The sequence below is a fragment of the Oleiphilus sp. HI0066 genome (assembly GCF_001635725.1).
The window spans coordinates 1-764 of the sequence record NZ_LWFH01000609.1 but is presented as its reverse complement, the minus strand read 5'-3'; the positions used below and the strand labels follow the sequence as shown (position 1 = coordinate 764).

General features: G+C 47.3%; 2 protein-coding genes. Both read left to right on the top strand.

The genetic code is table 11. The features are described from left to right. Window positions 1-411 (top strand): Holliday junction branch migration protein RuvA (gene ruvA / locus A3738_RS07930; RefSeq protein WP_197473699.1); only part of this gene is annotated, 411 nt, incomplete at its 5' end. Window positions 412-500: 89 nt separating this feature from the next. Next, window positions 501-764 (top strand): AAA family ATPase (locus A3738_RS07925; RefSeq protein ID WP_156504081.1); only part of this gene is annotated, 264 nt, incomplete at its 3' end.

Here is a 764-nt window from a genome sequence, read left to right as displayed (position 1 = left end):
CTCTCGGACAGAGATGTCTTCCGAGTACTCATCAAGGTGAATGGTGTAGGGCCTAAATTAGGTGTCGCGATTCTGTCTGGTTTAAATGCCTCAGATTTGAAGCGCTGCGTTGAACTTGAAGATGTTAGCGCGCTGGTAAAGCTTCCGGGTATCGGCAAAAAAACAGCAGAGCGTTTGTTGATTGAGTTGAGAGATAAGCTAGGCGCTGTAGCAACCGAAAACGATGGCCTTGGAGAGATGGAACAAGCTGCCGTTGCTTTACCAGAAGAGTCAGTCGAGCAAGAGGCAGAGGCAGCATTAACCGCATTAGGTTACAAGCCGAGTGATGCGGCGAAGCTCGTGAAGAAGAGTTTTGAAGCAGGGATGTCTGTCGAGGATCTTATTAAGCAGGCCCTCCGTTCGCTCAGCTAGCTAGTGTGTTTGGCACTGTAACTGATATTTAACTTTCGTCAGTGTGCTTGAGATGTACACTAGTTTTATTCATCACTCTCTTTTAAGCCATGATTGACGCAGACCGCCTAATTTCCGCCGCGCCCAATAGCGGCGGCCGCAGTAAGCAAGAAGAAGCACAAGATCGTGCTATTCGCCCGAAATTACTAGCTGACTACGTAGGTCAGCCTGTTGTCAAAGAACAAATGTCTATTTTCGTTGAGGCAGCAAAAAAACGAGAAGAGGCACTTGATCATGTTCTTATTTTCGGTCCGCCTGGCTTAGGTAAGACAACGCTCGCGAATATCCTCGCTAATGAACTTGAATCTAACATT